9 protein-coding genes and 1 tRNA gene are annotated in these 11918 nt (G+C 56.2%); 3 read left to right on the top strand and 7 right to left on the bottom strand.

Annotation, left to right across the window (positions count from 1 at the left end):
* Positions 1 to 376: 376 nt before the first annotated feature.
* The gene (locus tag AUC61_RS13925; protein WP_243246850.1) at positions 377 to 703 is read left to right on the top strand and encodes a hypothetical protein; all 327 of its coding nucleotides are present in this window, start codon (positions 377 to 379) and stop codon (positions 701 to 703) included.
* Here AUC61_RS13925 and AUC61_RS13930 read toward each other — a convergent pair.
* The 3 genes from AUC61_RS13930 to AUC61_RS13940 are packed head-to-tail and all read right to left on the bottom strand — an operon-like array spanning position 700 to position 5848.
* Positions 700 to 3081 (bottom strand): hybrid sensor histidine kinase/response regulator, encoded by a 2382-nt coding sequence (locus tag AUC61_RS13930; RefSeq protein ID WP_243246851.1) that lies wholly within the window; start codon positions 3079 to 3081, stop codon positions 700 to 702. The genes AUC61_RS13925 and AUC61_RS13930 overlap by 4 nt on opposite strands.
* A 30-nt stretch (positions 3082 to 3111) precedes the next feature.
* Positions 3112 to 3573, bottom strand: a complete 462-nt coding sequence (locus tag AUC61_RS13935; RefSeq protein WP_122663646.1) for a response regulator — start codon at positions 3571 to 3573, stop codon at positions 3112 to 3114.
* A gap of 16 nt (positions 3574 to 3589) precedes the next feature.
* The gene (locus AUC61_RS13940) at positions 3590 to 5848 is read right to left on the bottom strand and encodes an ATP-binding protein (RefSeq protein WP_243246852.1); all 2259 of its coding nucleotides are present in this window, start codon (positions 5846 to 5848) and stop codon (positions 3590 to 3592) included.
* A 446-nt stretch (positions 5849 to 6294) separates the two neighbouring features.
* Here AUC61_RS13940 and AUC61_RS13945 point away from each other — a divergent pair, with 446 nt between their 5' ends.
* Positions 6295 to 7080 carry a 2-keto-4-pentenoate hydratase gene (locus tag AUC61_RS13945; protein ID WP_340163295.1) on the top strand — a complete coding sequence of 262 codons (786 nt, stop codon included), beginning with the start codon at positions 6295 to 6297 and terminating at the stop codon, positions 7078 to 7080.
* 103 nt (positions 7081 to 7183) lie between these two features.
* Positions 7184 to 8053: a lipopolysaccharide kinase InaA family protein gene (locus AUC61_RS13950; protein ID WP_243246854.1), complete on the top strand. Its 870-nt coding sequence runs from the start codon at positions 7184 to 7186 to the stop codon at positions 8051 to 8053.
* Between the two features lie 145 nt (positions 8054 to 8198).
* Here the strand turns inward: AUC61_RS13950 and AUC61_RS13955 are convergent, their stop codons facing one another.
* From AUC61_RS13955 to AUC61_RS13970, 4 genes are all read right to left on the bottom strand, one after another.
* Positions 8199 to 9386: an MFS transporter gene (locus AUC61_RS13955; protein ID WP_243246855.1), complete on the bottom strand. Its 1188-nt coding sequence runs from the start codon at positions 9384 to 9386 to the stop codon at positions 8199 to 8201.
* A 245-nt stretch (positions 9387 to 9631) separates the two neighbouring features.
* On the bottom strand, positions 9632 to 10546 hold the full coding sequence (locus tag AUC61_RS13960) for an SDR family oxidoreductase (RefSeq protein WP_243246856.1): 915 nt from the start codon (positions 10544 to 10546) through the stop codon (positions 9632 to 9634).
* Positions 10547 to 11028: 482 nt separating this feature from the next.
* Positions 11029 to 11376 (bottom strand): antitoxin Xre/MbcA/ParS toxin-binding domain-containing protein, encoded by a 348-nt coding sequence (locus AUC61_RS13965; RefSeq protein ID WP_243246857.1) that lies wholly within the window; start codon positions 11374 to 11376, stop codon positions 11029 to 11031.
* 368 nt (positions 11377 to 11744) lie between these two features.
* Positions 11745 to 11820, bottom strand: a tRNA-Asn gene (locus tag AUC61_RS13970).
* Positions 11821 to 11918 lie beyond the last annotated feature (98 nt).

Consider the following 11918-nt stretch of genomic DNA (forward strand, 5'->3'; position numbering starts at 1 on the left):
AGGGTTTTTATTGCTGAAAAATCTATTTTTGTGGTTATAAAAACTGTTATTTATAATTTTATGAGATTATTATTGCTTTGTTGTAAACCTAACTGTCGTTAGGTTTAGTGTTCTGGTAAGCTGTTCGTCGTGCTTGAAGTGGGCGATATTATGCGAGATTTAATAATCGGTTACTTAGCCGCTATAAGGCTTTTTGTTGGGCGCCTAATAAGAAGATTTATTGTTGGTTTTGACCTGTTTTAGAATAGCAGTGGCTGACGCTGTTTCAGTGTTTGGTTTGATCGAGTTTATATAAAGCGCGTGCTGGAGGGTATTTGCCCGTGAGTGGGCTAGTGGTTTAAGTATCGTCTTTCCTTTTTTAACGATGTCATCATTTATGCAGTTACTTCCCGCCGATACGCTCCACCCAGCGACTGCTGAGAGAAAATACGCGATCGACCTCGCCGTCCTGAAAACCGTCCAGCAACTCAATCATGTCCAGTCCAGAAAACTGACATTTGGCCAGATCTACATGCAGATGCTGCGCACGCGCACGCGCATTCCACCGATTGCTCAGTGCGTAGAAGCGGTTGATGCGTTGGTGAAGGAGGGGCTGTTGGTGTCAGAGCGGATACTGGATGAGGATCCTGCGTTTCCCTACACCCAGCACATTATCAGCGGGCTGACCGAGATTGCAGCAGCCTCTCTGAGAGGGGAGTGCTAGCGACGCCCGGAGCTGCTCAACATGGCGTGCAGCTTGTTCCGCAAATCGAACTCGTTGAATGGCTTCTGGACCACAGCCGAACCGTTCAGACCCAGAACATCGGTGTCGGCATAGCCCGTGACAAAGAGCACCGGCAGGGCTGGATGGTTCTTATGGATCAGGCTGGCGAGCTCACCGCCGGTCATGCCTGGCATTGCAAAGTCGGTCAGCACCAGATCAATGTCCTGATCCAGCATGGTCAGCGCCTGCGCGCCATCCTTTGCCTGTTTGACCTTGTATTCCATGGACTCAAGCATCTGCACCGTCACGGCCCTGACTTCCGGGTCGTCGTCCACAAGCAGGATCGTGTGCGCGCCACCCCCGTGAGAGGGGGCCTGAGTCAATGTCTGCTCATCCGCCAGAGTCACTGGTTTGTCGACGCTGGGCAGATAGACCATGACTTTGGTGCCGGCTCCCAGCTCGCTTTCAATCATTACGCCGCCGCCCGATTGCTTGGCGAAGCCGAATACCTGAGCCAGGCCGAGGCCCGAGCCCTTACCCACGTCTTTGGTGGTGTAGAACGGTTCGAACGCCCGAAGCAGGGTCTCGGGGCTCATGCCGCTGCCTGAGTCACGGATAGCCAACACTACATATTTGCCTGGCTCCGGGTCCTCCGGGCGTATGGCAGGCCGGGTGACGTGCTCATTGAACGTGGAAAAGCACAGCGAGCCGCCCATGGCCATGGCGTCTCGCGCATTGATCGCCAGGTTGAGGATGATCATCTCGGTCTGGGTCGGGTCGCCCATCGCATACCAGAGGTCGTTGGCCAGATCGGTTTCGATCCAGATACTGCCACCCAGTGCGCGGCCGAGCAGGGTGCCCATGCCACGAATGGTGTCATTGAGATTGATGGCGGTTGGCTGCAGGCGCTGGCGCCGGGAGAAAGACAGCAGTTGAGCCGTGAGCTTGGCCCCGCGTTCGCCTGCGTCCTTGACGTTCTGCAAGCGTTTGGCGGTCTTGTCCAGTGTGCCGCGTTCGATGTCCCTGATCGCGAAGGTAGTGCTGGTCAGGATCACGGTCAGCAGGTTGTTGAAGTCATGAGCCACGCCAGCGGTTAGCTGACCTACTACTTCCAGGCGCTGCATCTGCTGCAAGTCCGCTTCGATCCGTTCCCGTTCGCTGATTTGCGCCCGCAGTCTCTGGTTAGCCGCGGCCAGTTCATCAATGACTGCGCGCTCCTCGGTAATGTCGCGAACGGCGGCATACATCAGCCCGCCCTCGGGGACGATGGTCCACGACAGCCAGCGGTAGTCACCGGACTTGTGCTTCATGCGGTTGACGAACCGGGTAGAGATATTGCCCTGGGCAATGCTTTCCATTTCGTGGAGTGTTGTGCGGAAGTCATCCGGGTGGATCAACTCCCATAAACGCATCTGGCTGATCTGCTCATGCGACCAGCCCAGCGTCGCCTCCCAGGCCGGATTGAACGAGATAGGCGTCATGTCCAGTTGCAGCACGGCGAGCAGCTCCCTGGACAGCTCCCAGATTCGATCACGCTCTCGCGTGCGCTGCTCGATACGCGCCCCCAGCACTTCGTTCAGCTCGACCAGCTCCCGGGTCGCTTGCTTGCGCTCGCTGATGTCCTGCATGACGCCGGTAATGCGCACGCATCTGCCATTTTCGAACACCGAGCGGCCGCTGGAGAACAGCCAGCGTGAGCGGCCATTGGGCATCAGTGCCCGGTATTCGATCTGGTAGTCAGACTCCCGGGCAATGACTGCATTGATTTTCGACTCCAGCAGCGCGCGATCTTCCGGATGGCATCGAGCAAGCAGGAACGCCAAGTCCACCGAGGTGTGGGGCAATATTTCGTACAACGTGTTGCAGCGTTCATCCCAGAGCATCCGGCCGGTGGCGGGCTGGATTTCCCAGACGCCCATCAGTGCGGCTTCAATGGCGAGACGCGCCCTTACCTCAACGTCCTGAAGCGCGGTTTCCGCCGCCCGTCGCTGGGTGCGTTCGCGCACTTCCGACACCGCACGCCTGACGGCTTTGGGCAGCATCTTGAAGTTTTGCTTGAGGACGTAATCAACAGCCCCCAGGCGCATCATTTCCACGGCCTGCTGCTCGCCGAAAATGCCTGAGAGAAAGATGAAAGGGGTTTCAGGTGCGAGCTGTTGGGCGATTTTCAGCACATCTGCGCCGGATGACCCCGGCAGCAGAAAATCACACAGAACTACATCAAACACCTGTTGAGTGAGCGCCTGTGCGGCACCCTGGTGATTGTGTACCAGGGTGGAGTCAACTTTGATGCCACTGGCCTCCAAGGACAAAAGGGTCAATTCCGCATCCTGCGGACTGTCTTCAATAAGGAGGAGCTTCAATTCTTTGAGTGGCATTAAGTCTGACTGCGCTTAATCAAATTGGGATCAGGAGCTAGGACGACGCTGAGCTCTGACCGATCCAGGTGGTGGTTCGTTCAGCACGGCCCAGAAAATTCCCAGATCGGAGATGGCGCTGACGAACTCTTTGAACTCCACAGGTTTGACGACATAGGCATTGACGCCCAGTTGATAGGCGCGCGACAGGTCCAGTTCTTCACGGGAGGAGGTCAGCATGACCACCGGGATGCTGCGTAAATCTTCTGACTGGCGAATCGCGTCGAGTACCTGCAACCCGTCGACCTTGGGCAGTTTTAGGTCCAGCAGCAGTACTGCTGGATTGCCGCCAGTGCGCTCTGCATAAGCATTGCGGCGAAACAGGTAGTCGAGCGCTTCCGCGCCGTCGCGCAGCACAATCACTTCGTTGGCCAACTGGCTGCGTTCGAGTGCGACCAGGGTCAGCTCCAGATCGTTGGGGTTGTCTTCAACCAGTAAGATGGGTTTGAGCATTTTTTTTCCTTCGTACTCAGACGACTGGGTTCAGGGTTTTGTAGGGCAGGGTGAAGGAGAACGTCGCGCCTTGGTTGAGGACGCCTTCCGCGTGAACGGTACCGCCGTGTCGCTCGATAATCCGCCGGACATTGGCCAGGCCAATACCGGTGCCTTCGAACTCCTCCATTCGGTGCAGGCGCTGGAATACGCCGAACAGCTTGTCGGCGTATTGCATATCGAAGCCAACACCGTTATCCCTGACGCTGACGACAACGCCTTGGGGGTCCTGAACCGCAGTTATTTCAATGACAGCAATGGTTTCATTGCGGGTGTATTTTATTGCGTTGGCGAGCAGGTTGCGCATCGCCAGGTGTAAAAAAGCCGGGTCGGCAATAATGATAGGCAATTCGCCCACCACCCACTCGATTGTCCGGCCTTCATAGTCGGGCTGCATCTCCCGCTGAATCGACTCAACCATGGCCGTCAGATTGACCTCTGACTGACGCATGGCGGATCTGCCCATCTGCGAGAAGCTCAGCAGGTTGTCAACCAGGGTTCCGGCGAACTTCGCCGAATCACCGATGGTGCTCAGAAAGCGTTGGCCACGCTCAGACAGGTTTCCCTGTTCCATATCCTTGAGCAGCTCTGCATAACCGGCAATATGCCGAAGCGGGGCGCGCAGGTCGTGGGAAACGCTATAGGAAAACGCTTCCAGCTCTTTGTTGCTGCGCTTGAGTTCAGTGGCCAGTTGCGCCATTTCCTCAGCCTTGCGCAGGACGATGCCCAGCACTGCAAGGCGCAATTCGCCAACACCTTCCAGCTCGGTTTCTTCCCAGGCAGCGGAATACCCTTCGACGGTCTGCTTCCACAATTCAAAGCTTTGACGAGGACTCAGGGAGCCGTTTTTATCAATGGATTTTTCCGGCTTGCCAGCCCAGTGAACCACTCGGGTCTGCTCGGGTTTGAACCAGATAAGGTAGTTGGAGTGCAGTTCTGAAATGGACACCGCCAGCACGCCACTCACCGCCCGGGCAAGGCCAGGTATTTGCGCGACGTCCAGGCTTACGTTGTTGGTCTGGAAGGTATCGGGGGCACCGCGCTCCGCGAGCCATGCAGCCAATGCGCGAACGGAGCGCTCAGGCGGCGTCTGGCCAAACAGTTCGCATTCTTCATCCGAGACCACCGCGGCACCACAGGCGCCCACGAAGCGGATAAATGTCTCCGGAAGGGATTTCAGGCCCTTGAACACGCTGTCATGGTCGGCCATTGCCGCCAGCATGTGCACGATGTCTTTGCGCAGCCCCAGCATTCGATGGTTACGCAGGTGAGCTTCTTTGGTTTCAACCTGCAACGACAGGACACGTCCCAGCAATTCGCAGGCCGAACGGGTCTGGAAACTGACTGGATGCGGTGCAGCGTTATGGCAGGAGATCAGGCCCCACAATTGGCCATCGACCACAATCGAGATGGACATGGAGGCACCGGTGCCCATGTTGCGCATGTACTGCAAGTGCACCGGGGAAACGCTGCGCAGCGTCGCGTAGCTCAGGTCGAGCGGGCGCTGTGTTTTGGGATTGATGCCAGGCGTGATCACCGACGGGGTGTAATTGGCATCCGCAATGATCCGGATGCGATTCAGGCAATACAATTCGCGCGCTTGCGCAGGAATGTCCGATGCCGGAAAGCAAAGCCCCAGATAACGTGGATATCCGGCGTCTGCCAGCTCGGCGTTGACCACGCCGTTGCCATCCTTGTCGAAACGGTAAGCATTGACCCGACCGAACCCGGTAATGCGCTTGATAAAGCGCACCGATCGTTCACACAGCTCGTCAACGCTTTCTTCCTCACGCATCTGACTGATGAACGCGCGAACCAGTGGGTACAACTGTCCGTGAGCCGTGGCGGTGTCACCGGCCGGTTCGAATTCGGCAATCAGCACGCCTTCGTTGCGGTGCAGCATCATTGCCACCGCTTGACCCGCACGATCGCCTTTGAGGAACGTCACGTCACCGACGTGGAAAGGCTGCGCCTCATCTTCGTCCAGCTCACCTAACTGGCCAACAAATGCGGTGCCATCTTTAACGAGGGAGTCGAGGTCGCTACCCAGCAATTGGGCAGCATCCACATTCAGCCACTGGGCAATGTTCTCGCTGATCTGGACAATCGTCATCGCGGGCTCATCAATAACGATCAGAAACCCTTGCGGTTGAATGCTGCCCGGTGTGCGAATAGGCTCGCGAGCACAGTTATCGATGGCCGCCTGCAGAGATGCGTGAGTGTCGGTAGCGGTCAAAATTTTCCCCTCTTGAAGGCTTCAGAGACGGTTGGCACAGACTCAGGTGATGAGCTGAAGAACGCCGGGTCGCATTCGTCCCAAAAAATCCGATGACACAGTATCAAATTATTGAAAGTCGCACTGCGGCCGTTGATATGTTGTTGGACGATTGGGGGGATTTTTATCGTTAATTACGGTGATCTTTACGCTCACTCACTTCGATGAGCATAATTATCATTATTAGGCGTAGGGCTTAGCGGCCAGAGAAACCTGCATGGCAGTTTTTCCGCAACCATCCCTCAATATTGCAAAGACGATCGTGATTTGCTGAAGCTGACCCATCTGATGCAAGAGGCAACGATGAAGATAGGGCAGCTTCTTTCCTTGGCAATTGTTAGCGAGGAGATGTAATGCTCTATCGTGATAGCGACAAGTATATCCACGATCAACGACTGGAACTGACTATGCAGAGTGCTTCTTTCGACCCATCGGCCACCGCATCGGTACTGCTGAACGCCTGGCGCAGCGGTGAGTTACTGCTTGAGTTGCCCGCAGCGCTCAGGCCCGTGACGCTTGAGCAGGGCTATGCCGCGCAGAACCAGTTGTTCAAGGCTGCCGGAGGGCCACGGGCAGGGTGGAAACTTGGTGTCGGCAGCCCGGCGGCGATGCGCTCCGGTAATCTGTCGCGCCCCCTGGTGGGTCAGTTGGAGCAAGACCGCTGTCATCGCAGCGGGGTGCATCTGCAAATGCCTGCGCCGACTCAGGTCACCATCGAGTGCGAGATCGCATTTATCCTGGACCGTGATTTGCCACCGCTGTCGGGCAGGAAAATCGAGCCTCAGGACATCCGCTCCACCTGCGTCACTTTCGAAGTGGTGCGCTCACGATTTACTGACCGCAAGACAGTCGGCTGGCCGAGCTTTGTCGCGGACAACGTAGGTTTTGAGGCGCTGGTGATCGGCGAATCAGTGTGCGCAGGACTGGACGAAAACGCTCTGCGTGAGTTGGCCGAAACCGTTGTCGTGTATCTGGATGGCGAACCCAGGGCCAAGGGGTTATTTGATGACACGGCGACCAATCCACTGAATTCTCTGACTGCGCTTTTTCAACATGCTGCGGAGTACGGGATCACTTTGCAGGCCGGTGAGATCATCTCTACCGGAGCCATGTGTCAGCCCTTCGATATTGTGGGTTCAGGTCATAAATTGTCGGCCAGATACTTTGGCAAGACATTGGATTTTTCAGTTTAAAAAACTAATGTCAGCCTTGGTTGTTTTGGCTGCGCATCTGCTTGTAATAGCTTAGCGATATCGGTGATTCTAGCCGGCTATTAGCATTGATATGGATATGCAGATGCGTCACCTCAAAGAATTGACCCGCCCGTTAGCCAGTCAGAGCATCCATGGCATAACCTTTCATTTCGAGCCGTCCTGTCAGGATGAGTTGGCTACGCTGGTCCGTCGCTTTATCGCGGCGCCTGAGGCGCACGCGACGCTGGATATCCCTGAGGAGACACGCGGTGTGTTCCTGCTTGAGGGGCAGCGTAAATGGGTGTTGAAGTACAACCGTCTTGCGCACTGGAAAAAACAGCTACAAAACTACCTGGGTCTCAAGAAAGTTTTCGGGCTGCATGATTTGACGAACGAATTCATCAATCTCTCAGCGGTGTCGCCGCGCTCCACTAGCGTTCCTCGTGTTGCCGGGTTCGGGTATAAGGCGCGTTTCCCGTTTCTCAAGGAAGAATATCTTTTGCTGGGTTTCTTCGATCAGCACTGCAGCGTTGATGATCGACTTACCCAGCACCCTGAAGACGCTCATTCTCTGCTGCCTCAAGTATTCCGCCTCTTTGAGCAAATGCTCAGCGAAGGCTTTGTGCACATGGACCCACATCCAAAAAATATTCTGATCGGGCCGGACGGCAGCTTGCGCCTGATCGACTTTGAATGCTGCGCTCATTCAGTGATCAACCACGATTTCAGTCTTGGTTTTTTGATGGGGTATTTCTATCACTACTGGATCAAGCGTTTTATTGCGCTCGAAGACTATCGGGCGCTGTGTGAGCGCTATTTGCTTGATGAACAGCCAGGACTTGACCGGGCCGTTTTTCTGCCCGTCTTCGAGCGTTTCCTGACGAAGAAAGTATCGCGCAGTACCCGCTACAGCATCTTTACCAGTGCCAGCCATCAAACCGCATTCAGACAGGCGCCCGATACGCATCCTTGATGGGATGCTGGCTCTGTGCAGATACGCGCCTATGCGCTCAAGGGGATTGCCGAGATGGAGTTCATCTCGGCAAGTGGGGCATTTGAAGCGCAACCGGGCGAGGGTGGGGGTCGTCACGACGGCCGCCGGGGCAAGGTTGGCGGGTTCAATCGCCGCCTTTCATGCGCCGCGCAATCAGGTAGAGACCCAAGCCCACCAGTGCAGTGGCTGCACCGATATACCCGGTGCTGGTCCAGCCCAGCCCGGCGGTAATTGCCATCCCGCCAAACCATGGTCCAAGCGCATTCGCCAGGTTGAATGCCGCATGGTTGGACGCGGCAGCCAGGCTTGGGGCTTCGTGAGCAATGTCCATGAGGCGGATCTGTAGTGGAGCCGCCAGAGCCACCATTGTTCCGACAAGCCCGATGCCTAGCGTGACGCCCCACAGCGAACCGGCTGCAAGCGGAAAGAACAGCAGCACTGCCATCGACCAGACGAGTATCAGGCCCACCGCACGGAACTGCAGACGGTCGAACAGTTTACCTCCGGCGATGTTGCCGATGATGCCGCCCAGTCCGAAAGCAGCCAGCCCGAAGGGAATCCATTGCGGTGTTACGCGGGTGACTTCGAGCATCGTGGGTGCCAGATAACTGAAGACGCAGAACATCCCGGCAAAGCCAATGGCGCCAATCGCAAGGGCCATCCAGACCTGCGGTTTGGTGAAAGCGCGCAGTTCCTTGCGCGGATCACTGCGCGGCTCATCATGGCGGTCAGGCACAAAGCGCCAGACCAGCGCGATGGTGCAGATTGCAATGGCCCCTACCAGCGCGAAGGCGGATCGCCAGCCGAAAAACTGACCCAACACCGTCGCAATAGGGTTGCCCAGCAGCATCGCCAGCGTCAGGCCCATCATCACCCTTGCCACGGCACCGGCACGCTTATTGGTAGGCACCATGCTCGAAGCCACCACTGCTGCGATACCGAAATAGGCGCCATGAGGCAGGCCGCTGATAAACCGAAAGGCAATCAAGCTGCCAAATGTCGGCGTAAACGCAGTTGCCAGATTGCCCAGAGCGTACAGCGCCATCAGCAGTAGAAGCAGGTGTTTGCGCAGCAACCTGGCACCCAGAATGGCCAAAAGCGGTGCTCCGACCATCACCCCCAATGCATACGCGCTGATGGCATGGCCGACCTGTGGTTCGCTCAATTGCAGGTTGCTGGCGATGTCGGGCATCAGCCCCATGATCGCGAATTCGCCAGTACCGATAGCGAAAGCGCCTACGGCCATTGCGGCTTCCATTTTGGCGGCCGAGCGTGCGGGCAGTGCATGCCCGGGTGTTTGCTGAATAGACATGCGTCGTCAAAATCTCAAGGGTCACGAAGAGTGCGGCGCCGATGCTAACCAGAAATCGGCGAAAGGGTCTAGAACGCCCTTTGGCGATAGAGTTCAGAAGAATCAGTGTCCACCGGCAGACACTTTACCCGGTGCGTCTACGGGAAGGGGCCAGGGAGATGCACTCGGCGGCAGGCATTCAGCGTTCTGCTCGCTGTGTCATAACCAGAATGTGGGGCGTGATCAGAGCAAGTGCGTCAGTACCATCAGTTTTTGAATCGTGCACGAACAGCATCAAGGTCTTTAAGGACGGTAGGCGGCTCTTTGTCCAGAGGCAGGTTTTCCCGATCTTCGATTGCATCATGAGATTTGGACGAGTCGGCTGGTAGCGCCGAGAACAATGGATCGAGATCGCGTTGCGCATTGCCTCTTTCTGCCACTAACTCGAAGGTCTTGCGGGTTGCCGCTACTGATGTCAGTGACGAGACCAGGACCTCGGCGATTTTCACTCGGGCGACTACGCCATCAGATGGAGAGCCTGCCCAGTGTGTGTCACCCTGGCGCATCACGAGTCGCTGCTGATCAGCTGCGTTGTAGTCGAACCAACCAGGTCGCACGATGGTGTAAGGCAGCCCGCTGGCACGCACCAACCGTTCGCCTCGCCGTTTCCAGTCATGCCCGACACTGGGTTTTGTCACTCCGACAGTCGTCATCAAGGCTATCCGGGCGGGCGCACTCAGCACGCTCAGAACATTGCGCACGGCGCCGTAATTGACCTGCTCGGCGCCTCGCGGATCATTGCCGCTGATGCCGTGTGTGAACACAATTCCGGTCACTCCGGCAACCGCTTCGTGCAGCGTATCGGCACGCGTGAGGTCGCCGACAATGACCTTTACGCCGGCCGGAAACAGTTTGGCCTGATCCGGATCGCGCACCAGTGCCCGCGTCTCGTATCCACGTTTTAATGCCTCGGCAACAACCGGTTGACCGATGCTGCCACTCGCACCAACGACCAGCACTACCGGGTTTTCTCCACCCGGATTTTCTTTAACGTCCTGATGGGTGACGTCGCTGGCCATGTCTGCCTTCGGATTCGCCGGTGAAGTTGCTTCTGCCATGACCATTTCGGTCAGCAAAGAGAGCAGAAGCGGCACCGAGAACCTGATTGAGAAAAAACTCATGATGCGTACTCCAAGCGTCATTGACCAAAAGATCGGGCAGAGGGCGCTGGTTCTTTCGTGTTTTTGTCACAGATCCACGCTCATCAAGCGCTGGTCCTGAAAGTCGCATGCTGAGCCCCAATATCCACTACCAAAGCTCTTCCAGCGCGTCGTTGAACGAGGCTTACATATCTATGATGAGGTGAGCTCTCGCCTCGCCACGTTGCAAGACCTGCGTGCTAGTCGACTGGAGGCGGGGCAGGTCGGTGGAGTACATCCTACGGAGCCTGATCTCTCCAATTAAGAGGCTTATTCGGGATACCTTCCTGAACTGAGTTCATCAGTGCGGTATTTGGTGCTGGAGGTAATGGATTTGACTTGGCTCGCATGCCGGAACGACTTCTATCGACGGCGGTGGTTGCGGGCACTGCTATAACCGACAAAGCGTTGCCTCGTCCTTAGCGCTTGGGGGATGTAAAAAACAGCATCGGATCAGGTCGCCCTTATGCGAAAAATCCGTGACTGATTAGCTCAAGAGCTTCTTCAACTGCGCAATAGCCGGGCGTGGTGGTAGCGGCTTCCAGAGCGGCCAATCCTCCAAAGGTCTTCTGTGCTTTGTTAAGCCAGTGAGCTGACTTGGTCTTGTCACCAAAAACGTGCTCAGCGAGAATCACTAGCTTACTCACCCGGTACAGGCGGTCGCCTTCATCTAGCGACAGGCGCTCGCCCTTGATCTGACGGCGGCGCAGGGTAGGCGCGCTGATGATCCCAAGGTTGACTGCGCTGACGCCGTGTCTGGACAGGTTGTCGAGGGCTGTCAGCGATACGCCGTTGCGAATAAGCTGATCCATACATTGACCAGGTACTCCCTCCATCAGCTGTAGCACCTGAGAGTCCATTTGAGTAATCATGATTGCGTCCATTGTCCGGGTAGTCGCGTAGGAGGATAGAGCAAGCAAACCTGAGGGAGTGGTAATGGGCTGTACTGGCAGGGGTTATGTCGCGTAGGGGGCGATGTGCTTCGGTAGTCGTAATCGTAAGTGAGTCGCCTGCGAGCTCATGATTAGTGACACTGCCTGCATCCTTGCGCGACAACTGGAAGGGAAACTTCGTGATTCGCGGCCAAGAAAAAGGGCGGTTTTGTCAGAGCAGCCTCTCAGTGATTCAGATCACGAGATGACTAAAGTTCTGCAAAACCGCCCAGTCGCTTGATTCAATATGGCTCCACGACCTGGACTCGAACCAGGGACCCAGTGATTAACAGTCACTTGCTCTACCAACTGAGCTATCGCGGAATGAGCGCTATGTTACTGTTTCAATTGGATTAGTCAAGCGTGTGCCGAAAATATTTTTACTATTCAGCAGCTTGGCGAGAGGCGTCTCCAAAAGGAGC

Origin of the sequence: Pseudomonas maioricensis (assembly GCF_022790535.1) — a bacterium.
GTDB lineage: Bacteria > Pseudomonadota > Gammaproteobacteria > Pseudomonadales > Pseudomonadaceae > Aquipseudomonas > Aquipseudomonas maioricensis.

Bases quoted from the DNA above. Each gene is read 5' to 3' on its own strand.
- AUC61_RS13950 (WP_243246854.1), top strand. From the start codon at position 7,184: ATGCGTCACCTCAAAGAATTGACCCGCCCGTTAGCCAGTCAGAGCATC.
- AUC61_RS13930 (WP_243246851.1), bottom strand. From the start codon at position 3,081: ATGCCACTCAAAGAATTGAAGCTCCTCCTTATTGAAGACAGTCCGCAG.
- AUC61_RS13960 (WP_243246856.1), bottom strand. From the start codon at position 10,546: ATGAGTTTTTTCTCAATCAGGTTCTCGGTGCCGCTTCTGCTCTCTTTG.
- AUC61_RS13945 (WP_340163295.1), top strand. From the start codon at position 6,295: ATGCAGAGTGCTTCTTTCGACCCATCGGCCACCGCATCGGTACTGCTG.
- AUC61_RS13955 (WP_243246855.1), bottom strand. From the start codon at position 9,386: ATGTCTATTCAGCAAACACCCGGGCATGCACTGCCCGCACGCTCGGCC.
- AUC61_RS13935 (WP_122663646.1), bottom strand. From the start codon at position 3,573: ATGCTCAAACCCATCTTACTGGTTGAAGACAACCCCAACGATCTGGAG.
- AUC61_RS13925 (WP_243246850.1), top strand. From the start codon at position 377: ATGCAGTTACTTCCCGCCGATACGCTCCACCCAGCGACTGCTGAGAGA.
- AUC61_RS13965 (WP_243246857.1), bottom strand. From the start codon at position 11,376: ATGGATCAGCTTATTCGCAACGGCGTATCGCTGACAGCCCTCGACAAC.